At 69.4% G+C, this 24,672-nt stretch carries 27 protein-coding genes; 13 read left to right on the forward strand and 14 right to left on the reverse strand.

Annotated elements, in window-relative coordinates:
- The 11 genes from H7J89_RS05260 (at nucleotide 1) to H7J89_RS05310 (ending at nucleotide 9,020) form a co-directional block, all read left to right on the forward strand.
- The gene (locus H7J89_RS05260) at nucleotides 1-720 is read left to right on the forward strand and encodes a HypC/HybG/HupF family hydrogenase formation chaperone (RefSeq protein WP_264037162.1); all 720 of its coding nucleotides are present in this window, start codon (nucleotides 1-3) and stop codon (nucleotides 718-720) included.
- On the forward strand, nucleotides 717-1,388 hold the full coding sequence (locus H7J89_RS05265; RefSeq protein WP_264037164.1) for a D-sedoheptulose-7-phosphate isomerase: 672 nt from the start codon (nucleotides 717-719) through the stop codon (nucleotides 1,386-1,388). The genes H7J89_RS05260 and H7J89_RS05265 overlap by 4 nt, the downstream gene beginning before the upstream one ends.
- Complete coding sequence (gene hypE, locus H7J89_RS05270) at nucleotides 1,385-2,503, forward strand: hydrogenase expression/formation protein HypE (protein WP_264037166.1); 1,119 nt, start codon at nucleotides 1,385-1,387, stop codon at nucleotides 2,501-2,503. The genes H7J89_RS05265 and hypE overlap by 4 nt, the downstream gene beginning before the upstream one ends.
- 40 nt (nucleotides 2,504-2,543) lie before the next feature.
- Nucleotides 2,544-2,816, forward strand: coding sequence for a HypC/HybG/HupF family hydrogenase formation chaperone (locus tag H7J89_RS05275; RefSeq protein ID WP_264037168.1), 273 nt, complete (start codon nucleotides 2,544-2,546; stop codon nucleotides 2,814-2,816).
- Nucleotides 2,817-2,832: 16 nt separating this feature from the next.
- A complete protein-coding gene (gene hypD, locus H7J89_RS05280; protein WP_264037170.1) occupies nucleotides 2,833-3,963 on the forward strand; it encodes a hydrogenase formation protein HypD in 1,131 nt (376 codons plus the stop codon).
- Nucleotides 3,960-4,697, forward strand: coding sequence for a DUF6390 family protein (locus H7J89_RS05285; RefSeq protein ID WP_264037171.1), 738 nt, complete (start codon nucleotides 3,960-3,962; stop codon nucleotides 4,695-4,697). The genes hypD and H7J89_RS05285 overlap by 4 nt, the downstream gene beginning before the upstream one ends.
- A 21-nt stretch (nucleotides 4,698-4,718) precedes the next feature.
- Nucleotides 4,719-5,861, forward strand: a complete 1,143-nt coding sequence (locus H7J89_RS05290; protein ID WP_264037173.1) for an alkaline phosphatase family protein — start codon at nucleotides 4,719-4,721, stop codon at nucleotides 5,859-5,861.
- A 126-nt stretch (nucleotides 5,862-5,987) separates the two neighbouring features.
- Nucleotides 5,988-6,434, forward strand: a complete 447-nt coding sequence (locus H7J89_RS05295) for a hypothetical protein (protein ID WP_472409005.1) — start codon at nucleotides 5,988-5,990, stop codon at nucleotides 6,432-6,434.
- Nucleotides 6,435-6,657: 223 nt separating this feature from the next.
- The gene (locus tag H7J89_RS05300; RefSeq protein WP_264037178.1) at nucleotides 6,658-7,560 is read left to right on the forward strand and encodes a PPE family protein; all 903 of its coding nucleotides are present in this window, start codon (nucleotides 6,658-6,660) and stop codon (nucleotides 7,558-7,560) included.
- 59 nt (nucleotides 7,561-7,619) lie between these two features.
- Nucleotides 7,620-8,030, forward strand: a complete 411-nt coding sequence (locus H7J89_RS05305) for a hypothetical protein (protein WP_264037180.1) — start codon at nucleotides 7,620-7,622, stop codon at nucleotides 8,028-8,030.
- Between the two features lie 99 nt (nucleotides 8,031-8,129).
- On the forward strand, nucleotides 8,130-9,020 hold the full coding sequence (locus H7J89_RS05310) for a PPE family protein (RefSeq protein ID WP_264037183.1): 891 nt from the start codon (nucleotides 8,130-8,132) through the stop codon (nucleotides 9,018-9,020).
- Nucleotides 9,021-9,028: 8 nt separating this feature from the next.
- On the opposite strand, the gene H7J89_RS05315 is transcribed toward H7J89_RS05310, so the two are convergent.
- The 10 genes from H7J89_RS05315 to dxr form a co-directional block, all read right to left on the reverse strand.
- Nucleotides 9,029-9,805: a gamma-glutamyl-gamma-aminobutyrate hydrolase family protein gene (locus H7J89_RS05315; protein WP_264037185.1), complete on the reverse strand. Its 777-nt coding sequence runs from the start codon at nucleotides 9,803-9,805 to the stop codon at nucleotides 9,029-9,031.
- A 57-nt stretch (nucleotides 9,806-9,862) separates the two neighbouring features.
- Complete coding sequence (locus H7J89_RS05320; RefSeq protein ID WP_197504017.1) at nucleotides 9,863-10,423, reverse strand: alpha/beta hydrolase; 561 nt, start codon at nucleotides 10,421-10,423, stop codon at nucleotides 9,863-9,865.
- A gap of 142 nt (nucleotides 10,424-10,565) precedes the next feature.
- A complete protein-coding gene (locus H7J89_RS05325) occupies nucleotides 10,566-12,077 on the reverse strand; it encodes a cobyric acid synthase (protein ID WP_264037189.1) in 1,512 nt (503 codons plus the stop codon).
- 14 nt (nucleotides 12,078-12,091) lie between these two features.
- Entirely contained in the window at nucleotides 12,092-12,949 is an 858-nt protein-coding gene (map, locus tag H7J89_RS05330) for a type I methionyl aminopeptidase (protein ID WP_264037191.1), read from the reverse strand.
- A 10-nt stretch (nucleotides 12,950-12,959) separates the two neighbouring features.
- The gene (locus H7J89_RS05335) at nucleotides 12,960-13,565 is read right to left on the reverse strand and encodes a DUF1707 SHOCT-like domain-containing protein (protein ID WP_264037192.1); all 606 of its coding nucleotides are present in this window, start codon (nucleotides 13,563-13,565) and stop codon (nucleotides 12,960-12,962) included.
- A gap of 66 nt (nucleotides 13,566-13,631) precedes the next feature.
- Nucleotides 13,632-15,449: a penicillin-binding transpeptidase domain-containing protein gene (locus H7J89_RS05340; protein ID WP_264037195.1), complete on the reverse strand. Its 1,818-nt coding sequence runs from the start codon at nucleotides 15,447-15,449 to the stop codon at nucleotides 13,632-13,634.
- Between the two features lie 146 nt (nucleotides 15,450-15,595).
- Nucleotides 15,596-16,450 (reverse strand): GNAT family N-acetyltransferase, encoded by an 855-nt coding sequence (locus H7J89_RS05345; protein WP_264037197.1) that lies wholly within the window; start codon nucleotides 16,448-16,450, stop codon nucleotides 15,596-15,598.
- Between the two features lie 55 nt (nucleotides 16,451-16,505).
- Nucleotides 16,506-17,672, reverse strand: a complete 1,167-nt coding sequence (gene ispG / locus H7J89_RS05350) for a flavodoxin-dependent (E)-4-hydroxy-3-methylbut-2-enyl-diphosphate synthase (RefSeq protein ID WP_264037199.1) — start codon at nucleotides 17,670-17,672, stop codon at nucleotides 16,506-16,508.
- 71 nt (nucleotides 17,673-17,743) lie between these two features.
- Nucleotides 17,744-18,967: a M50 family metallopeptidase gene (locus H7J89_RS05355; RefSeq protein WP_264037201.1), complete on the reverse strand. Its 1,224-nt coding sequence runs from the start codon at nucleotides 18,965-18,967 to the stop codon at nucleotides 17,744-17,746.
- Nucleotides 18,968-18,986: 19 nt separating this feature from the next.
- On the reverse strand, nucleotides 18,987-20,183 hold the full coding sequence (gene dxr / locus H7J89_RS05360; RefSeq protein ID WP_264037203.1) for a 1-deoxy-D-xylulose-5-phosphate reductoisomerase: 1,197 nt from the start codon (nucleotides 20,181-20,183) through the stop codon (nucleotides 18,987-18,989).
- 96 nt (nucleotides 20,184-20,279) lie between these two features.
- On the opposite strand from dxr, the gene H7J89_RS05365 reads away from it, so the two are divergent.
- Complete coding sequence (locus tag H7J89_RS05365) at nucleotides 20,280-20,534, forward strand: DUF2631 domain-containing protein (RefSeq protein ID WP_264037205.1); 255 nt, start codon at nucleotides 20,280-20,282, stop codon at nucleotides 20,532-20,534.
- A 58-nt stretch (nucleotides 20,535-20,592) separates the two neighbouring features.
- Here the strand turns inward: H7J89_RS05365 and rlmN are convergent, their stop codons facing one another.
- The 4 genes from rlmN to pyrH all read right to left on the reverse strand — a co-directional run bounded on the left by rlmN (nucleotide 20,593) and on the right by pyrH (nucleotide 24,010).
- Nucleotides 20,593-21,687, reverse strand: coding sequence for a dual-specificity RNA methyltransferase RlmN (gene rlmN, locus H7J89_RS05370; RefSeq protein ID WP_264037207.1), 1,095 nt, complete (start codon nucleotides 21,685-21,687; stop codon nucleotides 20,593-20,595).
- Between the two features lie 22 nt (nucleotides 21,688-21,709).
- Nucleotides 21,710-22,576, reverse strand: coding sequence for a phosphatidate cytidylyltransferase (locus H7J89_RS05375; RefSeq protein WP_372513733.1), 867 nt, complete (start codon nucleotides 22,574-22,576; stop codon nucleotides 21,710-21,712).
- A gap of 90 nt (nucleotides 22,577-22,666) precedes the next feature.
- Nucleotides 22,667-23,224, reverse strand: coding sequence for a ribosome recycling factor (frr, locus tag H7J89_RS05380; protein WP_264037209.1), 558 nt, complete (start codon nucleotides 23,222-23,224; stop codon nucleotides 22,667-22,669).
- Between the two features lie 15 nt (nucleotides 23,225-23,239).
- A complete protein-coding gene (gene pyrH / locus H7J89_RS05385; RefSeq protein WP_264037211.1) occupies nucleotides 23,240-24,010 on the reverse strand; it encodes a UMP kinase in 771 nt (256 codons plus the stop codon).
- A gap of 351 nt (nucleotides 24,011-24,361) precedes the next feature.
- Between pyrH and mbp1 the strand changes: the two genes are divergently transcribed.
- A complete protein-coding gene (gene mbp1, locus H7J89_RS05390) occupies nucleotides 24,362-24,598 on the forward strand; it encodes a microaggregate-binding protein 1 (RefSeq protein ID WP_067212426.1) in 237 nt (78 codons plus the stop codon).
- The last annotated feature ends 74 nt before the right edge of the window (nucleotides 24,599-24,672 follow it).

The following is a 24,672-nucleotide window of genomic DNA, read 5'->3' on the forward strand; positions in this document are numbered from 1 at the left end:
ATGACCACCACAGCCATCGATCGCGGGCTGGGCGCCGAATTGGCCGAAGACCTCGCCGCCACCGCGTTCACGCTCGCCAAGCGCTTCGCGGCGGGAGCGACCATGTGGTCCATCGCGCCGTCCTGGGAACCGCACGCGCTGCACATCGCGGTCGAGTTCGTGCACCCGGTGATCATGGGCAAACGGGCCCTGCCCGCGGTGGCGCTGACCGGACCCGACCTGGTTGACCTGGTGCGAGTGTCCGTGCGGCCGGGCGACATCGTGGTCGCAGTTTCTGGAGCCGACGACGCGCAGGTCCGCTCGGTGATGCGGCGCGCCCCCGCGTGGGGGGTCACCACGATCTGGATCGGCAGCGGCGAACGCCCCGGCGCGGGCATGGCAGACCACGTGCTGTGGCTCGACGACCCCGATCCTCGCGTGCCCGCGACGGGCGGTTTTGTGCTGTTCTATCACCTGCTGTGGGAACTGACCCACGTGTGCTTCGAGCACCCCGGCCTGCTCAAACCCGAGTGCGCCGAGCCGGTTTGCGTCACCTGCAGCGACGAGGGGCGTCCCGGCGAGGCGGTGACGGCGTCGGCCGACGGGCACGCCACGGTACGCACGGCGCGCGGCATCGAAAACGTGGTGACCACCCTGATCGACCCGGTCGAAGCCGGGGACCTGATGTTGGTGCACGCGGGCATGGCGATCGGCAGACTGGAAGACGAGGAGGGCCGATGAGCACCGACGAACCCACCAACTTCCTGTATCCGTTCATCGACGCCCGGGAAGACGATCCCGCCTCGCTGCTGGCCGACCTGGCCGCCTCGGCGCAGGCCAAGGCGGCCGAAAGTCTGGCGTTGCGGCGCTCGACACTGGAAGCCAACGCCGCGTTGCTCGGTGAGACCGCCGCCGAGCTGGCGCGCCGTTTCGCGGCGGGCGGGCGCATGTTCACCTTCGGAAACGGCGGTAGCTGCACCGATTCCACCACCCTGGCGAGGCTGTTCGCCCGGCCGCCGGTCGGCATGCCGCTGCCCGCGTGGCCCCTGACCACCGATCAGGCGATCCTGACCGCGCTGGGCAACGACGTGGGATTCGAGTTGGTGTTCGCCCGGCAGTTGATCGCCCGCGCCAGGGCCGGTGACATCGCGATCGCCATGTCGACCAGCGGCGGTTCGCCCAACCTGCTCGCCGCGCTGGCCGAGGCGCGTCAACGCGGTCTGTACACCGTCGGATTCGCCGGTTACGACGGCGGCGCGTTCGCGAACAATCCGAATGTGGACGCCTGCTTCGTCGTTCGTTCGCAGAGCGTGCACCGGATCCAGGAATCGCAAGCGCTGCTGGGCTATCAGCTGTGGCTGAGCGTGCACGAACAGCTCGGCGGCAGGCAAGGCATGGGGGCGGCATGAGCAATTCGAAATCGGCGGGTGAATACCTTTCCTCAGGGCCACGATTCGCCGAGGGCGAGGTGATCGAGCGGATCGAATCGTTCCGCAGGCGCCGGCCCCGGTTGCTCGACGACCATGTGACGCTGGCGCACGGCGCGGGCGGCAAGGCCTCGGCGGCGCTGGTGGACGCGGTGTTCGTGGAGGCGTTCCGCAACCCGCTGCTGGAGTCACTGGGTGACAGCGCGGTCCTGACGCTGCCCAGCGGCGAGCGCCTGGCGATGTCCACGGATTCATTCGTGGTGCAGCCCAGGCGCTTCCCGGGCGGTTCCATCGGCGCGCTCGCGGTGCACGGCACCTGCAACGACCTCGCGATGGCCGGTGCCGTGCCGTCGTGGATCTCGGCGGCGTTCGTGCTCGAAGAGGGTTTCCCCATCACCGAATTGAAAGAGATCGCCGCCGACATGGCGGCGGCGGCGACGACGGCGGGCGTGCGGATCGTCACCGGCGACACCAAGGTGGTGCCCAAGGGCGCCGCCGACGGCATGTTCGTCACCACCGCCGGCGCCGGTGTCATTCCCGCGGGACGCGCGCTGTCCGCGGCGTCGGTGCGGACCGGTGACAAGCTGCTGCTCTCGGGATCGATGGGCGACCACGGCATGGCGGTCATGCTGGCGCGGGGCGACCTGGCCATCGAGGCCGACATCCACTCCGACACCGCGTGCCTCAGCCCGCTGGTGGAGCTGCTGATGGTGGCCGCACCGTCCACCCGCTGGCTGCGGGATGCGACGAGGGGCGGAGTGGGCACCGTCTGCAACGAGCTGGCCCAGGCCTGTGGTCTCGGGGTGCTGCTCGAGGAGGAACGACTTCCCGTGGCGCCCATGGTGAACGGCGCCTGCGAGCTGCTCGGCATCGACCCGCTGTACGTCGCCAACGAGGGCAAGTTCGTCGCGGTCGTCGCGCCCGAGGAGGCGGCGGCCGGGCTCGACGCCCTGCGGTCGCATCCGCTGGGTGCCGACGCGGCCGAGGTCGGGGAGATCGTCACCGAACCAGCCGAAAGCGTGGTGCTGCGAACCGGATTCGGTGGAACACGGATCGTCGACATGCTCGTCGGCGACCCGCTGCCGCGGATCTGCTAGGACGCGGCGGATCGCCACCAGAAAGGAAGGGAGGCCGCACATGTGTTTGGGAATTCCGGGCCGGATCGTCGAGATCACCGACCCCGCCGACTATTTGGCTAAGGTCGACGTCAGCGGCGTGCAGCGCACCATCAGCGTGCGGCTGCTCTCCGACGACATGCCCGAACCCGACGACTGGGTCCTGGTTCACGTCGGGTTCGCGATGGCCAAGATCGACGAGACGGAGGCGCTGCTCACCCTGGCCGCCGTCAAGAAGCTCGGCGACGCCTACGACACCGAGATCCAAGCCTTCGACTCCTCATCGATCGTCTGAGAAGGAAAGGACCGTCATGAAATTCGTTGACGAGTTCCGTGATCCGGCCGCGGCCCGCAAGCTGCTGGGCGCCATCGAACGCTTGGCCGGTGCCGACGGCGAACAGTTCAAGTTCATGGAAGTGTGTGGCGGACACACGCACACGATCTACCGGCACGGCATCGAGCACCTGCTGCCCGACAACGTCGAGCTGGTGCACGGGCCCGGCTGCCCCGTCTGTGTGATCCCGATGGGCCGCATCGACGACGCCATGTGGCTGGCGGGCCAACCCGACGTCATCTTCACCTGCTTCGGCGACATGATGCGCGTGCCCGGATCGCACGGCAGCCTGCTGGACGCCAAGGCGCGCGGTGCCGACGTGCGGTTCGTCTACTCCCCGCTGGACGCGCTGAAGATCGCGCTCGACAATCCGGACAAGCACGTGGTGTTCTTCGCCATCGGTTTCGAAACCACCGCGCCGTCGACCGCGGTCACCCTGGTCCGGGCGCGCGACCTGAAGCTGAATAACTTCAGCGTGTTCTGCAACCACGTGATGATCGTCCCGCCGATCAAGGCCATCCTGGAGTCGCCGGACCTGCGCCTGTCGGGCTTCATTGGCCCCGGGCACGTGTCCACCGTGGTCGGCAACCGCCCCTACCGGTTCGTGCCGGAGGTGTACCGAAAGCCGTTGGTGGTGGCCGGGTTTGAGCCTCTGGACATTCTGGCCGCGGTCGCGATGCTGTTGACCCAGATCCGCGAGGGCCGCTGCGAGGTGGAGAATCAGTACACGCGCGTGGTGCCCGAGCGGGGCAATCCCGCCGCTTTGGCGTTGATGGGCAAGGTTTTTGCGCTGCGCCCCCACTTCGAGTGGCGCGGGCTGGGTTTCATCTCGCAAAGCGCGCTGCGGCTGCACGACGACTTTTCGGGATTCGACGCCGAGCTGCGGTTCGCGATGCCGGGCGTGCGGGTCGCCGATCCCAAGGCGTGCCAGTGTGGCGAGGTGCTCAAGGGTGTGCTCAAGCCATGGGAGTGCAAGGTTTTCGGCACGGCGTGCACCCCGGAGACCCCGATCGGCACGTGCATGGTGTCCCCCGAGGGGGCGTGCGCCGCCTACTACAACTTCGGCCGAATGCACCGCGACGCGGTCAAGCTGGTGGGGCGCGCTTGACCGGTAACACCGACGGTCCAGACATGTTCGCGCGCTACGCCTACGCGCCCAACGCGCTGGGCTATTGCGGTCCCCCGCTGGGAGCCACCCTGCGCGACGGTTCGGTCGACGAGGTGCGCCGGGCGGCGACGAAGTTCTCCGGGGCGTGGCCGTACCTGCGGGTGCTGTCGACGCTGACCGGCATCGCCGACCCGCTGGATTACCGGCTCGTGGAGTCCTACTGGCTGGGCGGCGGCGTCGGCGCCGACCTGGACCCCCGGGATTTCTTCAACGGGTTGCTGGCGATCATCGGCCCGCAGGCGGGCCGCTATTGGTCGCACCTGACGCCGGACCTGGCCGGCGAGGCCGCCGCCAACCACTGTTTCCACGTGTTCGGCGTGTACCCGTGGACCCGGTTCCTGGGGCGGGGCATGGACGAACATCCCCTGAACGTGCTCGACAACTGCCGCATCACCTGGGGAACCGTGCTTTCCCGGGACGGCGACCGGATCGAGGTGCTGCGCCGACGGCTGGTGCTCGACGGTGACAGGCTGGCGCTGTCCGAACCGTCGTCCGCTGTGTTCGACGTCTGGATCGACGGGTACAGCGCGGTGCCGGATGCCGCCGCGGGCGACGAGGTCGCGCTGCACTGGGGGCGGCTGTGCGGCCGGCTGTCACCGCGGCAGGTCCGTGCCCTCGCCGACGGAACCCAGCGTCAACTGCGGGTGACGAGCCACCGACTGGCGCGCGTCTAATTTCGTGCCAGACTGGCCCCCGTGCCCGGTTCCCTTTGCGACGTGCTGCCCGCGGCCGCCGCTCTGCTCGGCGCGCCGGGCGCCGTCGACGAGCTGGGTTTGGCCGACCGGGTCGGCGGGCCCGACCAGGTCGATCGGGTCGCGGTGGTGCTGGTGGACGGACTGGGCTGGCACCTGCTTGCGGAGCTGGCCGGCAGCGCCCCACTGCTCGCCTCCGTGCTCGCCGGGCAGACCGGCCACCTCACGGAGCTCGCCTGCACCTTCCCGTCGACCACCCCGACCAGTTTGGTCTCGCTGGGCACGGGGGCACAGCCCGGCGAACACGGGATCCTGGGATTCACGCTGAACGTGCCGGGCACCGATCGGGTGCTCAACCACATCCTGTGGCGTGACGACCCGCCGCACGCCGAGTGGCAGCCCTTACCCACCTGGTTCGGGCGGCTCAACGAAGCCGGCGTGAGCGCGCGCGCCGTCTTGCCGGCCGCATTCATGGGTAGCGGGCTGACCGAGGCGGCGTACCGCGGCGCCGAGTTCCGCCCGATCCAGCCGACGGACGACAACGCGCAGGCGGTGGCCGACGAGTTGCGCGCGGCGCCGGGCCTGGTCTACGGCTACACCGCGGCCCTCGACACCGCGGCACACGTATTCGGCGTCGGATCGCCCCGGTGGCACGAAGCGGCCGCCCAGGTGGACGCGCTGCTCAGCCGGTTGGTCGAGGCGCTGCCGCCGAACGCGGCGCTGCTGGTGACCGCCGACCACGGGGGTTTCAACGTGCCACCGGACGCGCGGGTCGACCTCGACACCGACCCGCGGCTGGCCGCGGGCGTCCGCGTGGTCGCCGGCGAGCCGAGGGTTCGCTACCTGCACACCGAGCCCGGCGCCGCGGCCGACGTGCAGGCGGCCTGGAGCGAGGTACTCGACGGCAAGGCGCAGGTCTACAGCCGCGAGCAGGCGGTGGCCGCCGGGATGTTCGGACCGGTCAGCCCGGCGCACCTGACGCGCATCGGTGACGTCGTCGCCGTCTGCACCGGCGATGCCGCCGTGCTGGCAACCGGGCACGAGCCGCCGGAAACGGCTCGGCTCATAGGCTTTCACGGCGCGGCGACGGCCGCCGAAACGGCCATCCCGCTGATCGCCTTCAAAGCCCCTGCCGCGGATCATTAGTCGCCGCTGCGCCGCCTTGCGGCTTCTTCCGCGAACTGCTCACAGCTCAAATTGCGCTACCTCTAAGCCTTTTCAAAGGGGACGGGCAGGGCCGCCACCCGCCCGCGCTGCTACGGTGGCAGCACTGTGAGTTTCCGTGGTGCGGGCAGACCTTCACGACGGCCCCGACACCAGTCGGCTCTGGCCGTAGTTGCCACACTGTCCCTTTTCGCCGCTGCCTTCGGGTTCTGGGCGTTGCAGGTCGAGGCGACGACCGGCCCACCGCAGCACCTGGCGGTGTCGGTGGCGACTGCCGGCACCGGGACGCTTGAGTTCCGGGACGGCTCCGCACCGCGCAGCCATCCCGACTTCGGCTCCACCCTGAACGACGACAAGGCATTCAAGAGCGCGGGATTGAAGCGCGATCGGCCGACGACCTTTTCGCTGGCCGTGCCGCGCTGGTCGTGGGCGCTGTCGTCACTTGCGTCGGCCACTGGGGCACAACGGCCCCTCGACGCGTGCCCGTCGCGCGCACCCTCGACTGTCCTTGCAGGTCAAGACCTCTTGACCAAGCTTTGCGTGTCCAGGCGCTGATCGGCATCCCGACCCACTCATAGCCATGTCTGCCGGCGCCGCGCGCCGGCCGACTGCCGACCGCGTTAGCCGGAGCGGGTAGAGCCCGTCGGCATGCGCGCAACTCCCGACGCGACGCTGAACGTCGTCGCTACCCACCCAAGGAAGTCATGTTTGCAGCCAACCCCGTCACGCGCGCCGGATCCGCGGGCAGCCACCCCGCCCCTGCCGGGGGCAGATAGCGGTGGACTTCGGCGCGTTACCCCCAGAGATCAACACCGCGCGAATGTATTCCGGCCCCGGCCCCGCATCACTGCTGAGCGCGGCCACAACGTGGCAGCGGCTGGCCGACCACCTCCGCGAGGCCGCGACGAAGTACCTCGTTTCCGCGGGGCTGCTGGACGGCTTGCGCGGCCCCGCCGCGGTGCAGATGGGCGACACGACGGCACCGTACATAGCGTGGCTGCAGGCCACCGCCGCAGTAGCGGAGCAAACCGCCGCCCGCGCCGGCGCGGCGGCCGACGCGTATGAATGGGCGTTGGCCGCGACCGCGCCGCCGCAGACCATCGCCGCCAACCGGGCATTGCGAAGGTCGCTGGCGGCGACGAACCACCTGCGCCAAAACACCCCGGCCATCGCGTCCGCGGAGGGCCACTACGACCAGCTGTGGGCGCAGAACGTCGCCGCCATGTACGCCTATGCCACTGCCGCTGCGGCCGCCTCGACCCTGACGCCGTTTACGTCCCCGCCCGTCGCCGACGACGGCGACGAAGTGATATCGGCTGGCGCGGAACTGGTTTCGATGCTGCCCGCAGCGCTCGACGGGTTATCCTCGGCATCTTGCCGGCGATTCCGTAAGGCTGTGCTGTCGATGTCGTCGCCGCTGTCCAAGCTGAGTTCCCTGCCCGCCGGGTTCGCCCGGCAGGCCGGCATCCCGCTCGCCGTGGCCATCGGTGCTGCGGCGGCGAAGGCGGGCTGGGGTAATCGCGCGGCGGTGCTGGTGGATTTTGGACGCGCGATCTCGATCGGCGGGTTGTCGGCGCCGCGGGCATGGCTGCCCGCGGCGAAACCGAATGCTGTTGGTAGGCGGCCAACTGCGCCCGAAGACACCGTAGGCGGGGCGCCGCGAACCCACACCGGACTTTGATCGTTTTCACAGCTCGCTGGGCTTGTCGGCCAAGCATCGTGTTGTAAGTTCGGGCCACTGTGACAGTTGGCGACACCCGTAGAACCCGACGATGGCGGTCGGTCATCGCAATCGTCGCGGTGCTCGGTGTGTTCTGCGCGGTCACCGCGGGCTGGGCATCGCGTGGGAGCGCGGTTTCCGGACTCGCCCGCGCGGATGCCGCGCACGTGCAGGTGCATAACCCGAGCCCGGCCGCACCGGGCTTTTCCGCCGGCTCCTCGCCGACACCTCACAAGACCACCAAGACCGCGTGGATGACGCGGGATCGGCCGCCCACCTGGGCCCGCTCGTCGCCGCCGACGATCGGGTCGCCGTTGCCGACTTCGTTTGCGGCCGCGGTGTTTCGGCTGCCCCGCGCTCCATCCCGTTCGCCCGGGGCGGTTCCGTCCGACCGGGATCTGTTGACGCTGCTCTGCGTCGCCCGTTGCTGAGGGCTCCTTGGCAGGTAGGCCTGTAACCCCCGGGCCTACGTCCCAACAGAAGAGTCCGTTCGAACCGCGGCCCACCGCCGTCGTTAGGCAGAGATAGCGATGAATTTCACGATGCTCCCGCCCGAAATCATTTCCGGACAACTGCATGCCGGCCCCGGCTCGGGCTCGATGGCCGAAGCCGCGACGGCCTGGGCCCGCCTGGCCACTCGGCTGCACACCGCGGTCGCGGACTACCGCGCGGTGACCTCAAAGTTGCTGGCCGGCTGGGAGGACCCCACCCCCGCGCCCGGCGCCGCGGCGTCCTACATCGACTGGCTCAATGCCACCGCGATACGCGCCGAGCAGGCGGCCACCCAGGCCGCCGCTGCGGCGGGCGCACACGAAAGGGCGTTAGCGGCAGCGGTGCCGCCGTCGTCGATCGACGCCAACCGGGTGCAGCGCAGATCGCTGATCATGGCGAATTCCCTCGGTCTGGCGAGCCCGGCGATCGCCGCCACCGAGGCCGACTACGAACGGATGTGGGCACAGGACGCCGCGGCCATGCACGCCTACGCCGCGGCGTCGGCGGATGCCGCGGCCATCGTGCCGTTCACGTTGCCGCCGGGCTGCGCAAGCCGGGGCACGTGGGCACTGGAGTCGGGACCGGAGCTCGTATCGGCAGGCCGGCAGTTGATCGCAGCCGCTCCCGCCGCGCTGCGGGCGCTGTCCCTGTCGCCGCTGGCCACGTTCGACGTCTCCCTCGCGTCGGCGACCTGCCCGCTGTCAAAACTGAGCTCGCTCACCGCGCCGTCGGGTGTCGCGATCGGCTACCTGAATTCGCTCAACAAGGCGGCGGCGTTGCGCTGCCTGGCACCCGACCGGCGGGCTGTTCGCGGCGCGGCAGTCACCGCGCGAGTCGGCCGCGCAACGTCGGTCGGGGCGCTGTCGGTGCCACGGGTGTGGGCGACGGCCGCGGCGCCGATGGCCGTCTACCGCGGAACGGTCGCGTAGCGCTCGGGTCAGCCGGCGCGCCCGGCATACGACCGCGCGGCGTCCACGATCGCGGCGAAGAGGCGCAAGTCGTCCAGGGATTGTTCCGGATGCCATTGCACCGCAAGCACAAAACGGTCCCCGGGCAACTCCAGCGCCTCGACGACGCCGTCGGCGTCCCAGGCGCTGACCATCAGCCCCTCACCGACTTTGTCGATCGCCTGATGGTGGTAGCACGGCGCATCGGTGGACTCCCCGACCAGCGCGGCCAGCCGGCTGCCCGCCGCGGTGCGCACCGTCAACCTGTTGAACACGGCGTTGCCCGCCCGATGTCCGTCGTGCCCGAGAACCTCCGGCAGGTGCTGATGCAGGGTGCCGCCCAGCGCCACATTGAGCACCTGCGCACCGCGACAGATGCCCAGCACCGGCAGTCCCCGCTCCAGCGCCCCGCGCAACAACGCGAACTCCCATTCGTCGCGGGCCGCGCGCGGCTGATCGGTGGCCGGATGCGGCTGTTGGCCATACGCGGCGGGATCCACGTCGTAGCCGCCCGTGATCACCAGCCCGTGCAGGCCGTCGAGCACCGGGCCGACCGTCTCCGGTTCCGCCGGTTGTGGCGGCAGCAACACCGCGGCCCCGCCGGCCAGCACGACGCCCTGGAAGTAATCGGCGGGCAGATAACCCGCCGGCATGTCCCAGATCCCGGTCCGCACCCGCTCCAGGTACGACGTCAGGCCCACCACCGGGCGCCCAGAGGCGTTCACCACCGCGCATCCTTTCCCCGACCGACACGGTACCGCCCGCAACCCGCGAAGTCGCGGCAAACCGCTTGTGCGAGTTGCTGTTCGGCGCGCCCGTCGGCACTACCAGGTGCTGGTGCGCAACACGATCTCGGCGGCCAGCTGTGCCGTCGACTCCTGCACCGTCCGCCGGCCCAAATGCACCACGCGGTACTCGGCGTAGACATACTGCTGGCTGGCGCGCGCCACCGCGCGCGCGGCCGGGGAGCTGACCAGGACCGTGGTGCCGATCTCCACCGGCGGGCAGTGCCCGTCGCGAACCGCGCCGTCGCGATCGGCCGCCCGCGGATGGCCACGATCGATCACCACCAGGCCGACGAACCGGCCCAGCTTCGTCGCGGCCAGTTCCCAGGCCAGTTCGCCGCCGGCGCGGTCGCCCACCACCACGGCCCACCCGATTCCCAGCGCGTCGAGGATGCCGACCACCGACTTGGGGGTCAGGCGCGGGTCGAGACCGATGACGACCGTCCGAAGCGACGCGGTGTGCAGCCGTTCGCAGACCGCGTCGTACGCGGCGGGGATGCGCTCCTCGTCGCCCAGGATGACGACCACGACGCCCTGTTCCGGACCAGCCACCGCTACCGGGACGGGGAACCCGTCGAGCGTGGTCATCATTGAGGGCATCTACGCACGCTACAGCCGACCGGCCCGCGCGCGCGACGATTTCTCCACATCCCCGTGTTCAGCGGCTATTCTGCGGGCGCGCGCGACGCGTTTTGCGTCGCCGTCAATTCGGCCGTCACGCCGCCGGCGCTCGGCGAATGCCCTACGGCCCCAATTGAGTTGCCAGGTGCGGCCGGCGGGGCGGCGGACCGTCGAGCAGGCCGAGGACGGCGTCGGTGTCGAGGTGGGCCGCCAGCAGATCGGCGATCACATCGAGCTGGGCATCGCGGCGCGCGGCCACGTTGGTGTCGGCGACGACGAACCCGTCGCGGCCCGCCGCGGCCGCGACGCCGGTGAGCCACGCGCGGCGGAAGTCGTCGTTGTCGAGCAGGCCGTGCCAGTGGGTGCCGAAGACCGCGCCGCGCGCCAGGCCGTGCGGCTGGCAGTCGCGCCCGCCCTCCGCGCCGAACCATCTGTCCTCCGCGCAGCGCGACACCCGGCCGTGATGGATCTCGTATCCGGTGAGCGGCGGCGGCCAGCGGCGCAGGATCTTGGTCTCGGCGAAGGCGATGTCGGCGTCCAGCAGCCCCAGCCCGGCGACGTCACCGAGTCCCGATTCCACCGGGTCGTCGAGGTGCCGGCACAGCATTTGAAAGCCGCCGCAGATCCCGAGCACCGGCTTGCCGGCCGCGGCGTGCGCGGTGATCGCCTCGGCCAGGCCGTGATCGCGTAGCCAGGTCAGGTCGGCGACGGTGGATTTGCTGCCGGGAATCACGACGAGGTCGGTGTCGGCCAGGTCGGCGGGGTCGGCGCTCCAGCGCACCGCGACGCCCGGCTCGCACGCCAGCGCCTCCACGTCGGTGGAGTTGGAGATCCGGGGCAACCGGATCGCGGCCACCCGCAGCCACTCGCTCCCGCGCGGCGGTTGCGGGGTGCCGACGAGGCGGCGCGCGACCACCGACAGCGAGTCCTCGGCGTCCAGCCAGAGTTCGTCGGCGTAGGGCAACACCCCGTAGGTCGGGCGGCCGGTCATCGCCTGCAATTGCCGCAATCCGGGCTCCAGAAGTGCGGGGTCGCCGCGAAATTTGTTGACCACGAACCCGGCGATCAGTGCCTGATCGTCGGGCTCGAGCACCGCGACCGTCCCGAACAGATGGGCGAGCAGGCCGCCCCGGTCGATGTCTCCGACCAGGATCACCGGCAGGTTCGCCGCCCGGGCCAGGCCCATATTCGCCAAATCCGTGGCACGCAGGTTGATTTCGGCCGGCGAGCCCGCCCCCTCACAGATGACGGCGTCGAAATCATCACGCAGGCAAGACAATTCGTCTGCGACAATTCCGGCGAGGCGGTCGCGATGCCGCACATAGCTTGCGGCCGTGACCGAGTCCGCGACCTGGCCGCGGATCACCAATTGCGACGTCCGGTCACTGCCCGGCTTGAGCAGGATCGGATTGAACCGCACGCTGGGCTCCAGCCCCGCCGCCCGCGCCTGGAGCGCCTGCGCCCGGCCGATCTCGCCGCCTTCCACGGTGACCACGGAATTGTTGGACATGTTCTGCGCCTTGAACGGCGCCACCCGAACGCCGCGGCGTGCCAGCAACCGGCACAGGCCCGCGACCACCACCGACTTCCCGGCGTCGGAGCTGGTGCCGGCGACCAGCAGCGCCCCGCTCAAGGATTCACGGCTTGTTATATCGAGGTGAGGATTTCGACGCCGGTGTCGGTCACCAGCAACGTGTGCTCGAACTGCGCGGTCCACTTGCGGTCCTTGGTGACCACCGTCCAGCCGTCGTCCCAGATCTCGTAGTCCAGGCCGCCGAGGTTGATCATCGGTTCGATGGTGAACGTCATCCCCGGCTGCATGATCGTCGTCACCGAGGGCTGGTCGTAGTGCAGCACGACCAGTCCGTTGTGAAACGTGGTGCCGATGCCGTGGCCGGTGAAGTCACGAACCACGTTGTACCCGAACCGATTCGCGTACGCCTCGATGACGCGGCCGACGACCGACAGCGCCCGCCCCGGCTTGACGGCGTTGATCGCGCGCATCGTCGCCTCGTGGGTGCGCTCCACGAGCAGCCGGTGTTCCTCGGAGACGTCGCCGGCCAGGAAAGTCGCGTTGGTGTCGCCGTGCACCCCGTCGATGTAGGCCGTGACGTCGATGTTGACGATGTCGCCGTCCTCGACCACCGTCGAGTCCGGGATCCCGTGGCAGATGACCTCGTTGAGCGACGTGCAGCACGACTTCGGGAAACCCTTGTAGCCCAGGGTCGACGGGTAGGCGCCGTGGTCGATCATGTACTCGTGGGCGATCCGGTCCAGTTCGTCGGTCGTCACCCCGGGCGCCACCGCTTTGCCCGCCTCCTGCAGCGCGCCGGCCGCGATCGCGCCGGCGACCCGCATCTTCTCGATCACCTCCGGGGTCTGCACCCACGGCTCACTGCCCTCCCGCACGGTGGGCTGCCAGGCGTACTCCGGACGGGGAATGCGGCCGGGCACCGGCAGAGTCGGGGACAACTCTCCGGGGGAAAGCGCAGTGCGAGCAGGCATGGCGACCAGCTTAATCACGCCGCGCGGCGGCTCCGCCGAAGCGGCCGCGGATCAACGAGCGCCGCGGCCCGCGGATGATCACCGAGCCGCACACCACCCGTCCCGTCAGCACGACGTGCGGCCGGCCTTCGCCCGGCGCGTCCTTGCGGCGGTCGCTGGCGCTGCCCACGTAGACCTCCACGTCGTCGATCGATGCGCTGGCGCCGTCCGGCAACCGGATCTCCACCGAGCCGAACCGCATGTCGAGTTCGACGACCACCACCGGGCCCGCAAACCGGGCCCTGGTGAGGTCGAGCTCGATGGAGCCCAGCCGGCGGACCAACGCCAGCCGGGTGGGCACCGTCCATTCGCCCTGGCGCTTGAGCGAGCCGGCCCAGCCGCGCAGCTCGACCCGGTCGGCCGCGGAGGTGACGATCGCGCCGGGACCGGGCAGGTCGCCGACCAGCCCGTCGAGCTCTCCCCGGGTGCGCGCGTAGGACACCTGCGACGAGCGCTGCTCGAACTCGTCGATATCGATCAGCCCGAGCGCGACGGCGTTGTGCAGTCGCCGCATCGTGCCGTTGCGGTCGGCGTCCGAGACCCGTAACGCCACCATCTCTCCACCGGTCTCAGTCATGGCCTTTCCTGATGCTTGAACCCTCGGCCTACCCTCGCAACTTACCGCCGGGGCGGGCCGCAGGCGTCAGGCCAGGAAGTCGGGCGGCAACGATTCGAACATCACCTTCGTCATCCGAACCGCGTATTCCGAGCTGCCGCCCCCGACGATCAGCGAGGCGAACGCCAGATCGCCGCGATATCCGGCGAACCAGGAATGCGATCCGCCCGGGAACTCGGCTTCACCCGTCTTCCCGTAGACCGCGCCGCAGCCGGCGATCTCCTTGGCCGTCCCGTTGGTCACCACCAGCCGCATCATCGGCCGCAGCGCGTCGATCATCTTCGGGCTGATCGGCGTGGTGTCGCCCTGAACCGCGGTCGGCCGGCCCGCGATGAGCTGCGGCGTCGGGGTCTTGCCGGCGGCGACCGTCGCCGCCACCAGCGCCATGCCGAACGGGCTGGCCAGCACCTTGCCCTGGCCGAAGCCGTCTTCGGTGCGCTCGGCGAGGTCCACGGTCGGCGGCACCGATCCGGTCACCGTGGTGATGCCATCCACCTGATAGTCCAGCCCGATCCCGTACTGGGTGGCCGCCTGCGTCAGACCGCGCGGGGGCATCTTGCTGCTGAGCTCGGCGAAGGTGGTGTTGCAGGAGCTGGCGAACGCCCGCGACATCGGCACCACGCCGAGGTCGAAGCCACCGTAGTTGGGGATGGTGCGGTGGCCGATGTCGAGATGGCCCGGGCAGCCCAGCATCGTGTTCGGGGTGGCCATGTCGCGGTCGACGGCCGCGCCTGCGGTCACCATCTTGAACGTCGACCCCGGCGGGAACAGGCCGGTCGTGGCGAGCAGGCCGTCCGCGTCGGCACCCCCGTTCTGCGCGATCGCCAGGATCTCACCGGTCGAGGGCTTGATCACGACGATCATCGCCTTGCCGCCGCGGGTGTCCACCGCGCGCTGGGCGGCGTTTTGCACCACCCGGTCGAGCGTGATCGAGATCGACGGCGCCGGTGATCCCTGCACCTCGTGCAGGAGTTCGACTTCAACACCGTTCTGGTTGACGCTGACCACCCGCCAGCCCGCTTGGCCGTCGAGTTGGTCGACCACCGCCTTCTTCACCTCGGCCATGGCCGCCGAGGCGAAGCGCGGATCCGTCGGCAGGATCTCGGGCTGCGGCGTGACCACGACGCCGGGCAGCCGGCCGATCACCGGGAAGACCTTGTCGTTGTCGTCGGGATGCAGCGTCACCAGGTCCACCGGTTGCGTCGCCGAGCTGGCCTGCTCGGCGAGCAGCTGCGGGTCGTTCAGCGTGCCGTTGAAGGGGTGCAGGAGGTCCACGATCGCATGCGCGGTCCCGCTCAGGGCCAATCCGGATCCGGCCTGGGTGGCGTCCAGCGTGTAGTGGTACAGGTAGCCCGGCACCAGCACATCGGTGCCGCCGAGTTCGTTCACCGAGGCGCGCCGCGGCGCATCGGCCCGCAAGGCGAACGTCTGGTGTTCACCCAGCTTGGGGTGCAGGTCGGTCGGGGTCCACCGGACCTCCCAGCGCCCCTCGTCGCGGGCCATTTTCAGCTGGCCGTCATAGGTCCAGGTCCGGTTCTTGGGCAGGTGCCAGGTGAACCGGTAGCCGACGGTGCCGGTGTCCTCGGCGTACTTGGCGTTGAGGATCTGCGTGTCGAGGTGGGTCGCCTGCAGCCCCGCCCAGGCCGCGTTCAGCGCTTCGCGGGCCTCGTTGGGATTGTCGCTGAGTTGGGCTGCCGTGGCGGTGTCACCGATCGCCAGGGCGCCGAAGAACTTTTCGGCCGCGGGGCCGGGGCCGTCGGGCCGCGGTGTGCATCCGGACAGGGCGATGACGCCGACGAGCAGCACACCCGAAGCGGTTGATACCAATGAGGCTTTTGTGACCATCGGTACAGATGTTATGAACGCTGGGCCGCCGACGAGCGTCGACACACCGAGACCGGATCGTGATGTAACGCCGACGATCGCCCGAGCGCCCGGCCAGCCGGGCGTTCGCCGCCCAGCGCCCGGCCAGCCGTCGCGCGGCAAGCGGCTCAGTCCAGCAGGACCGTCGCGAAGGTGCCCACCTCGGCGAAGCCGACTCGGGCGTATGCGGCGCGGGCCACCGTGTTGAAGCTGTTCACGTACAGGCTGGCGGTGCGCCCGCTCCCGACGATGACGGCGGCCACGGTCGCGGTGCCGGCGGTGCCGAGCCCCAGGCCACGCCACTCGGGATGCACCCACACGCCTTGGATCTGGCCGACGCCCGGCGACTGCGAGCCGACTTCGGCCTTGAAGACGACCTGACCGTGCTCGAAGCGCGCCCAGGCGCGACCGGCCGCGATGAGGCTGGCCACCCGCCGCCGGTAACCCCGACCGCCGTCGCCGATCCGCGGGTCGACGCCCACCTCGCCGATGAACATGTCCACGGCGGCCACCAGATAGGCGTCCAGCTCGTCCGGCCGAACCTGGCGCACCCCGGGGTCGATGTCGCAGTTGGGGTGCCTGGACAGCGACAGCAGCGGCTGGTGGTCGCGCACGTCCCGGGCCGGCCCCCACGCCGACTCGAGCCGCTCCCACATCCGCATCACCAGGTCGGACCGGCCTACCAGCGACGAACAGCGGCGCGTCCCACTCATCGCCTCGTCGGCGAAGGCGTCCATGTCCTCCGGTGCGCCGCGCAGTGGGATCAGGTTGGCACCGGCGAAGCACAGCGACTCTTCCGCGCCGCGCAGCGTCCACAGTTCCCCGCCGATGGAATTGGGGTCGATGCCGTGGTCCGCCACCCGGGCCGCGACCATGCACGACCCGACGGGATCCTCGTCGAACACCCGCCAGACGGCGGCGGCGTCGCGCACCACCGACACCCGTCGCTCACCGACAAGGCGGAAGAGGGGCGGAGCCGACATCTGGCGAACTCTCTGTGGTGCGATTAACGGACTTGCAAGCGGGAAACGGCCCCCATCAGCTTACGGTCACGATCGGCGAACCGCTTGATGTTGTGTCAGGACCGTGATCGGTCCCCATCTCCGAGGCCAGCCGCATGGCCTCCTCGATGAGCGTCTCGACGATCTGGGCTTCCGGCACGGTCTTGATCACTTCGCCGCGAACGAAGATCTGCCCCTTGCCATTTCCTGACGCGACGCCCAGGTCGGCCTCTCGCGCCTCGCCCGGACCGTTCACCACGCACCCCATCACGGCGACCCGCAGCGGGACGTCCAGGCCGTCCAGGCCGGCGGTGACCGCGTTGGCCAGGGTGTAGACGTCGACCTGCGCGCGACCGCAGGACGGGCAGGACACGATCTCCAGGCCGCGCGGCCGCAGGTTCAGCGACTCGAGAATCTGGATGCCGACCTTGACCTCTTCGACCGGCGGCGCGGACAGCGACACCCGGATGGTGTCGCCGATCCCCCGCGAGAGCAGCGCGCCGAAGGCCACCGCGGACTTGATGGTGCCCTGGAAGGCCGGACCGGCCTCGGTCACGCCGAGGTGCAGCGGGTAGTCGCATTGGGCGGCCAGCTGCTCGTAGGCGGCGACCATCACGACGGGATCGTTGTGCTTGACGCTGATCTTGATGTCGCCGAAGCCGTGCTCCTCGAACAGCGAGGCCTCCCACAGCGCGGACTCGACCAGCGCCTCGGGGGTGGCCTTGCCGTACTTCTCCATGAACCGCTTGTCCAGCGAGCCGGCGTTGACGCCGATGCGGATGGGGATGCCCGCCGCGGCGGCCGCCTTGGCCACCTCGCCGACCCGGCCGTCGAATTCCTTGATGTTGCCGGGGTTTACCCGCACCGCGGCGCATCCGGCGTCGATGGCGGCGAAGATGTACTTCGGCTGGAAGTGGATGTCGGCGATCACCGGGATCTGGCTGTGCCGGGCGATCTCGGCCAGCGCGTCGGCATCCTCCTGGCGTGGACAGGCCACCCGCACGATGTCGCAGCCCGCGGCGGTCAGTTCCGCGATCTGCTGCAGCGTCGTGTTGACGTCGTGGGTTTTGGTGGTGCACATCGATTGCACTGAAATCGGATAGTCGCTGCCCACCCCGACATCGCGGACCATCAGTTGGCGCGTCTTACGCCGGGGGGCGAGCGTGGGCGCCGGTGCGTCCGGCATGCCCAGGCCAATCGTCATCTGCGCCACTCCTCCTCATCGCTTCGCTCTGCATCGTCGCCGGCGCGGGTCACTGTTCTAATTCCTTCTTGCTATTGGAAGAGCCTGATCGGATTGACCAGATCAGCGGTCACGGTCAGCAACATGTACCCGACCACGAACACCAACACCACGTAGGTGGCGGGCATCAGCTTGAGGTAGTTCACCGGTGCGGCCGCAACCTTGCCGCGGGCCGACCGGACGAGGTTGCGGATCTTTTCGAACACCGCGATGGCGATGTGGCCGCCGTCGAAGGGCAGCAGCGGCACCAGGTTGATGGCACCCAGGATGAGGTTCAGCTGGGCCAGGAAGAACCAGAACGCCACCCACAGCCCGTGGTCGACGGTGTCGCCGCCGATGATGCTGGCGCCGACCACGCTCATCGGGGTCTGGGGATCACGCTGTCCGCCCCCGATGGCGTGCACCAGCGCACCCACCTTGGTCGGGATGGTGACCAGCGCCCTACCCACCTCGCGGGTCAGGTCCCCGGTGAACGCGAAGGTGGCCGGCACCGCGGAGAGCACTCCGTAATGCGCGGGCGCGAGTTTGACGGCCGCGACGCCGATGGCGCCGACCGTCGACGGCGCCGGCTGACCGCCCTGCGCGTTGGCGCCGGTGGTCAGGAAGCGCTGGGTGGGCGTGACGTCGACGTAGGTGGTGATCGCGTTGCCGCCACGCTCGACGACGACCGGGACGGTGCCGTGCATCTTGCGGACCGCGGCGGCCATGTCCTCGAACGTGGACACCGGGGTGTCGCCGACCTTGACCACGACGTCGCCGGCGCGGATGCCGGCCACCGCGGCCGGACCGGGGCCGGTGCAGTCCGCGATCTTCCCGGGGGCCACTTCCGGTGCGACACAAGCGGTTTCGCCGATCACCGCCCTGGTCGGCGGGTGCAGGTTGGGCAATCCCCAGACCAGCGCGATCGCATAGATCAGCACCAGGCAGATGACGAAATTCATGGCCGGACCGGCGAACAACACCGCGACCCGCCTCCAGACGGCCTGCTTGTACATCGCGCGGTCGGCCTCGTCGGGAGCCAGCTCCTCGACCGAGGTCATCCCAGCGATGTCGCAGAAGCCACCCAGCGGCACGGCCTTGAGGCCGTACTCGGTCTCACCACGCCGCGTCGACCACAGGGTGGGCCCGAACCCGACGAAATAGCGACGGACCTTCATGCCGGTGGCGCGGGCGACCCACATGTGGCCGCACTCGTGCAAGGCCACCGAGACCAGGATGGCGACGGCGAACAGCACAATGCCGATAACGAACATCATCTCCGCTGCAGGACCTTTCTCACACCATTCCGGAGGCGTTGACGGAGGCCTCGATGGACCCGGCGTGTGCGACGGCGCCCCGCGCTCGCTCCCGCGCCCAGCGCTGCGCGTCTAGTACCTCATCCACGTTAGCGGGTGAAACCGCCCATTGGTCCGCGGCGTGCAGCACGTCGGCGATGGTTTTCACGATGACGGGGAATCCCACCCGGCCCGCGAGGAACGCCGCCGCGGCTTCTTCGTTGGCCGCGTTGTAGACCGCGGTCATGCAACCGCCGGTCTGGCCGGCATACCGCGCCAGTTCCACGGCGGGAAAAACATCGCCGTCCAGCGGCTCGAATTCCCAGCTAGAGGCGGTGCTGAAGTCGCAGGGGGCGGCCACCCCGGGTACCCGGTCCGGCCAGCCCAGCGCCAAGGAGATCGGCAGCTTCATGTCCGGGGGGCTCGCTTGGGCGATCGTCGAGCCATCAACGAACGTGACCATCGAATGAACAATCGACTGCGGGTGCACGACGACCTCGATGCGGTCATACGGGACGCCGAACAGCAGGTGCGTCTCGATGAGTTCGAGCCCCTTGTTGACCAGCGAGGCCGAGTTCAGCGTGTTCATCGGGCCCATCGACCAGGTCGGATGGGCGCCGGCCTGTTCCGGGGTGACGCCCTCGAGCTGGGCGGCGGTCCAGCCGCGAAACGGACCGCCGGAGGCGGTCAGCACCAGCTTGGCGACTTCCTCGGGAGAGCCCCCGCGCAGGCACTGGGCCAGCGCGGAGTGTTCGGAGTCGACGGGCACGATCTGACCCGGCCGTGCCGCCCGCAAGACCAGCGGACCACCGGCGACCAGGGACTCCTTGTTGGCCAGCGCCAGCCGGGCGCCCGATTCCAGGGCGGCCAGTGTCGGGCGCAGGCCCAGCGCGCCCACCAGCGCGTTGAGGACGACGTCGGCCTCGGTGTCCTCGACCAGGCGGGTCACCGCGTCGGGACCGCGGTAGGGGACGTCGGCGGCCTGCGCCGCGCGTTCGTCGGCGACGGCGATGTTGGTGACCCCGGTCTCGGCGCGCTGGCGCAGCAGGGTGTCCAGACTTGCACCGCCCGCGGCCAGGCCGACCACCTCGAAGCGGTCCGGATGGGCCGCGATCACCTCCAGGGCCTGGGTGCCGATCGAGCCGGTGCTGCCCAGCACCAGCACGCGCAGGCGGCCCTCGGGTGTCGCGATTGTCACTCACTCATTGTGCCCCGCCCGGCGACGATGCGAGGGCTGCGGGACCTCGCCGCCGGTATGCCAGAATCGCTGCAGGACCGACGAAAGGGATTCACCGTGGCCAGTACCGAGGTGGAACACTTCAGCGGCGTCGACACCGTTGAGGTGCCGTCCGCGGCGTGGGGGTGGAGCAGGATCAATCACCGCACCTGGCACATCACCGGCCTGGTCATCATCGTGTTCCTGCTGGCGATGCTGCGCGGCAACCACGTCGGCCACATCGAGAACTGGTTCCTGATCGGGTTCGCCGCACTGGTGCTCGTCGCGCTGGTCCGCGACCTGTGGGGCCGCCGGCGCGGCTGGATCAGGTAGCTACCCGCCTTCGGCGGCCAGCTGTCCGCACGCCCCCGCTGATTCGCCCGCGCTCCAGCTACCCGCCTTCGGCGGCCAGCTGTCCGCAGGCGGCGCTGATCTCGCGGCCGCGCGTGTCGCGGACCGTGCAGGAAACCCCCTGCGCCCGGACCCGCCGGACGAACTCCCGCTCCACCGGCTTGGGGCTGGCGTCCCATTCGCTGCCCGGCGTCGGGTTGAGCGGGATCAGGTTCACGTGCACCAGCGGGCCGAGCGCCCGGTGCAGGCGCTTGCCGAGCAGGTCTGCCCGCCAGGGCTGGTCGTTGACGTCGCGGATCAGCGCATACTCCACCGATACGCGGCGACCGGTGACGTCGGCGTAGTAGCGGGCGGCGTCGAGCGCCTCGGCGATCTTCCAGCGGTTGTTGACCGGCACGAGGGTGTCGCGCAGTTCGTCGTCGGGCGCGTGCAACGACAGCGCCAGTGTCACCCCGAGCCGTTCGTCGGCCAGTTTGCGGATGGCTGGAGCCAGACCGACGGTCGAGACCGTGACCGAGCGGGCCGAGATGCCGAAGCCATGCGGCGGCGCTTCGGTGATGCGGCGCACCGCGGCCACCACCCTGGCGTAATTGGCCAGCGGCTCGCCCATGCCCATGAAAACGATGTTGGAGAGCCGATCGCCGAACTCGTCGCGCAGGGCGACGGCGGCGGAACGGACCTGCTCCAGGATCTCAGCGGTCGACAGGTTGCGGGTCAGTCCGCCCTGCCCGGTCGCACAGAACGGGCAGGCCATGCCGCAGCCGGCCTGCGACGAGATGCACACGGTGTTGCGCTGCGGGTAGCGCATCAGCACCGACTCGAAGGTGGTCCCATCGGTGCCGCGCCACAACGTCTTTCGGGTCTGCCCGGCATCGCAGGTGACTTCCGCGGCCGCGGTGAGCAGGCGCGGGAACATCGCCTCGGCGACCCGGTCCCGCACGGCAGCCGGCAGGTCGGTCATGTCGCGGGGGTCGGCGATCAGGCGGGCGTAGTACTGATGCGCGAGCTGCTTGGCGCGGAACGCCGGCAGCCCCAGCTCGGCGACGGCCGACGCGCGGCCCTCCACGTCGAGGTCGGCCAGGTGCCGCGGCGGCTTGTTCGGGCGGGGTTCGGTGAAAACCAGTTCTTGGACCATGACCAGTCCAGTATCGGCCCTCTCAGGGGACGAGCGTCAGCACAGTCCACGCGGCGACCGCCGACGGCAGCACCCCGTCGAGCCGGTCCATGAGACCGCCGTGGCCGGGCAGCAAGCGGCCCATGTCTTTGATGCCGAGGTCACGCTTGATCTGGGACTCGACCAGATCGCCGAGGGTGCAGGTGAGCACGAGGATGACACCCAGCAGCGCTCCGATCCAGGGCGGTTTGCCGGCCAGGAACGTCGCCGTCAGGATGGCCGCGGTGATACCGAAGAAGAGCGAACCGGCGAAGCCCTCCCACGACTTCTTCGGGCTGATGGCGGGAACCATCGGGTGCTTGCCGAGCAGCACGCCCACCGCGTAGCCGCCCACGTCGGAGGCGACGACGGTGACCATCAGACAGAACACCCGGCCCGCGCCGTCCTTCGGGTAGACCAGCAGGGCGCCGAAGGAGGCGAACAGCGGCACCCACGCGGCCAGGAACACCGTCGCTGAGGCGTCGCGCAGGTAGTTGGCCGACGGAGACCCGGCGAACGGCTCGGGCCGCTTGCTGTTGTCCTGCATGAACAGCCGCCAGACGTTGCACACCACCACGGTGGCGCCGAAGCCGGCCAGGGCGCCGGCGGCGTGAAACGGCCACGTCAGCCAGATCGTCACCTGACCGCCAGCCAGCAGTGGGATGAGCGGGATGACGTATCCGGCCTCGCGCAGCCGTCGCACCACCTCATGGGTGGCGACCAGGATGGCCAGCGCGACGATGGGGACCCAGAAGCGGGGCGCGAAAATCAGCGTCACGATGAGCACGCCGCCGATGCCCGCGCCCACCGCGATGGCGGCGCGCAGGTCGCGTCCCGCACGGGACGTCTTCTGGGCCGAATGCTGCACGATGTTCTCGGCGTCACGCGCCGGTTCATCGGGCGTGCTGGCTGCGCCGGTGGTTGCCACGGACCTGGGGTGAACTCAGCTGCTGGGCGGCCGCTAGACCTCCAGCAGCTCGCCTTCTTTGTGCTTGACCAGGTCTTCGATCTGGGTGATGTACTGGTGCGTGCTCTTGTCCAGGTCTTTTTCCGCCCGACCGACCTCGTCCTCGCCGGCCTCGCCGTCCTTGCGGATGCGGTGCAGCTCTTCCATCGCCTTGCGCCGGATGTTGCGCACCGACACCTTGGCGTCTTCCCCCTTGCCCTTGGCCTGTTTGACCAGCTCCCGGCGTCGCTCCTCCGTCAGCTGCGGGACCGCCACCCGGATCAGGGTGCCGTCGTTGGTCGGGTTGACGCCCAGGTCTGAGTTACGGATCGCGTTTTCGATCGCGCCGAGCTGACTGGCCTCGTAGGGCTTGATCACGACGAGCCGCGCCTCGGGCACATTGATGCTGGCCAACTGGGTGATCGGGGTGGTGGCGCCGTAGTAGTCGATGACAATCCGGGAGAACATGCCCGGGTTGGCGCGACCGGTCCGGATGGTTGACAGGTCGTCACGGGCCACCGCCACGGCCTTCTCCATTTTCTCTTCGGCATCGAAGAGAGCCTCGTCAATCATCGTTCGCTCTTCCCCTCAGGTGGTGACCAGTGTCCCGATTTTCTCACCGGCGACCGCGCGGGCGATATTGCCATTGGTCAGCAGGTTGAACACCAGGATCGGCATGCCATTGTCCATGCAGAGGCTGAACGCCGTGGCATCGGCCACCCGCAGGCCACGGTCGATGACCTCACGATGGCTGATCGCGGCGATGAGCTCGGCCCGCGGGTCATGGCGCGGGTCGGCGGAGAACACCCCGTCGACCGCCTTGGCCATCAACACCACCTCGGCGCCGATCTCCAGCGCCCGCTGCGCGGCCGTGGTGTCGGTGGAGAAGTACGGCAACCCCATGCCGGCCCCGAAGATGACCACCCGGCCCTTCTCGAGGTGACGGACGGCGCGCAACGGCAGATACGGCTCGGCGACCTGTCCCATGGTGATCGCGGTCTGGACGCGCGTGACGATGCCTTCCTTTTCCAGGAAGTCTTGCAGCGCCAGGCTGTTCATGACCGTGCCGAGCATGCCCATGTAGTCCGAGCGGGTGCGTTCCATACCGCGCTGCTGCAGTTGCGCGCCACGGAAGAAGTTGCCGCCACCGATCACGACCGCGACCTGGACACCGTCGCGAACCACCTCGGCGATCTGGCGGGCCACCCGCGCCACGACATCGGGGTCCAGCCCGACCTGGCCACCGCCGAACATCTCGCCGCCAAGCTTGAGCAACACCCTGGAGTACTTGGGCCGCGTCCGCGGCTGCCCGGCAGCTGATCCATTCTCCGGTGCCGTGGGCTCCCTGGACTCCGTCATCACGCTCCTCGCATGAGAGTGCCATCCCGGGGGTTAACTCCTCCGGAACGGCATTTCACATCCTGCCTCATCGCAGCACAAGCCGGTGCCAGTGGGGTGCGTTATGCGCAGAGTTGGCGATGCGGACGACTTTTCGCGCGATCGGCCCAGGGGATGCGAAGGCGGGGCTACGGTTCGGCGGGCTTCTCGGATGTTTGCGGGATGACCGTAGTGGGGAATCTGCAATATCGCGGCGGGAATTCACGGTCTTGAGAAAGAAGGGCCCATCTCGCCGTATGACCGGATCGATCGCGTTGGCGATCGGTGGTGAGCGCGAATCGCTCAGGTACGCCTACGAGGAGGAACTGATCCATGGCGGACAACAACTCTGGACCTGCTGAAGCTGTCAAGGGCGTCGTCGAGGACGTCAAGGGCAAGGCGAAGGAGGCCGTTGGTGCGGTGACGGGTCAAGACGACCTCACCCGCGAGGGCCAGGCCCAGCAGGACAAGGCGGAAGCGCAGCGCGACGCGGCGAAGAAGGAAGCCGAGGCCGAGGCGGCCCGCGGCGGCGCCGAGGCCGCTGAGCAGCGCCAGAAGGCCAATCAGTAGCTTGCTGGGAGGATGGGTCCGGTCTGTGGAAACGGACCGGGCCCATCGACTTTTCCGGGTCAAAACGATCGCGT

Source organism: Mycobacterium paraffinicum (assembly GCF_025822865.1).
GTDB lineage: Bacteria > Actinomycetota > Actinomycetes > Mycobacteriales > Mycobacteriaceae > Mycobacterium > Mycobacterium paraffinicum.

What these genes read in the sequence shown, in the direction of transcription:
- ispG (WP_264037199.1), bottom strand. Translation starts at nt 17,672, where the DNA reads ATGACGATTGGCCTGGGCATGCCGGACGCACCGGCGCCCACGCTCGCC.
- H7J89_RS05310 (WP_264037183.1), top strand. Translation starts at nt 8,130, where the DNA reads ATGAATTTCACGATGCTCCCGCCCGAAATCATTTCCGGACAACTGCAT.
- H7J89_RS05345 (WP_264037197.1), bottom strand. Translation starts at nt 16,450, where the DNA reads ATGTCGGCTCCGCCCCTCTTCCGCCTTGTCGGTGAGCGACGGGTGTCG.
- H7J89_RS05275 (WP_264037168.1), top strand. Translation starts at nt 2,544, where the DNA reads ATGTGTTTGGGAATTCCGGGCCGGATCGTCGAGATCACCGACCCCGCC.
- H7J89_RS05320 (WP_197504017.1), bottom strand. Translation starts at nt 10,423, where the DNA reads ATGCCCTCAATGATGACCACGCTCGACGGGTTCCCCGTCCCGGTAGCG.
- hypE (WP_264037166.1), top strand. Translation starts at nt 1,385, where the DNA reads ATGAGCAATTCGAAATCGGCGGGTGAATACCTTTCCTCAGGGCCACGA.
- H7J89_RS05260 (WP_264037162.1), top strand. Translation starts at nt 1, where the DNA reads ATGACCACCACAGCCATCGATCGCGGGCTGGGCGCCGAATTGGCCGAA.
- H7J89_RS05335 (WP_264037192.1), bottom strand. Translation starts at nt 13,565, where the DNA reads ATGACTGAGACCGGTGGAGAGATGGTGGCGTTACGGGTCTCGGACGCC.
- pyrH (WP_264037211.1), bottom strand. Translation starts at nt 24,010, where the DNA reads ATGACGGAGTCCAGGGAGCCCACGGCACCGGAGAATGGATCAGCTGCC.
- mbp1 (WP_067212426.1), top strand. Translation starts at nt 24,362, where the DNA reads ATGGCGGACAACAACTCTGGACCTGCTGAAGCTGTCAAGGGCGTCGTC.
- rlmN (WP_264037207.1), bottom strand. Translation starts at nt 21,687, where the DNA reads ATGGTCCAAGAACTGGTTTTCACCGAACCCCGCCCGAACAAGCCGCCG.
- hypD (WP_264037170.1), top strand. Translation starts at nt 2,833, where the DNA reads ATGAAATTCGTTGACGAGTTCCGTGATCCGGCCGCGGCCCGCAAGCTG.
- frr (WP_264037209.1), bottom strand. Translation starts at nt 23,224, where the DNA reads ATGATTGACGAGGCTCTCTTCGATGCCGAAGAGAAAATGGAGAAGGCC.
- H7J89_RS05340 (WP_264037195.1), bottom strand. Translation starts at nt 15,449, where the DNA reads ATGGTCACAAAAGCCTCATTGGTATCAACCGCTTCGGGTGTGCTGCTC.
- H7J89_RS05265 (WP_264037164.1), top strand. Translation starts at nt 717, where the DNA reads ATGAGCACCGACGAACCCACCAACTTCCTGTATCCGTTCATCGACGCC.
- H7J89_RS05355 (WP_264037201.1), bottom strand. Translation starts at nt 18,967, where the DNA reads ATGATGTTCGTTATCGGCATTGTGCTGTTCGCCGTCGCCATCCTGGTC.
- map (WP_264037191.1), bottom strand. Translation starts at nt 12,949, where the DNA reads ATGCCTGCTCGCACTGCGCTTTCCCCCGGAGAGTTGTCCCCGACTCTG.